The organism is Winogradskyella marina, from assembly GCF_015645385.1.
In the GTDB taxonomy this organism is placed as follows: domain Bacteria; phylum Bacteroidota; class Bacteroidia; order Flavobacteriales; family Flavobacteriaceae; genus Winogradskyella; species Winogradskyella marina.
Genome location: NZ_JADOET010000070.1, coordinates 1 through 321, shown reverse-complemented (window position 1 = coordinate 321; position 321 = coordinate 1). Strand labels below are relative to the sequence as shown.

Genomic DNA, 321 nt, shown 5'->3' with positions numbered 1-321 from the left:
AACTTAAGAAATGGGGGATTAGCTCAGCTGGCTAGAGCGCCTGCCTTGCACGCAGGAGGTCATCGGTTCGACTCCGATATTCTCCACTGAAGTTCCCGAGTAATCGGGAAACTGAAAGTTCATTGACATATTGAAAAAGATACATGAAATAATATATAAAGAGATCGTTCTCTTTTATATATAGTAATACTGATTAATTAAGGTTTACGAGCTTTTAATTAATCAAAAAGTTTAATTTTTATCTTCGGATAAGGATTAAATAGTAACTCATTAAAAAGACAAAAGTACAATAAGCTAAATAAGAGCGTATGGGGAATGCCT

General features: G+C 34.6%; 1 tRNA gene. It reads left to right on the top strand.

What is annotated here, in order from left to right:
- The first annotated feature begins 12 nt into the window (after positions 1–12).
- Positions 13–86: transfer RNA gene (locus ITJ86_RS17695), tRNA-Ala, on the top strand.
- Positions 87–321: the final 235 nt, after the last annotated feature.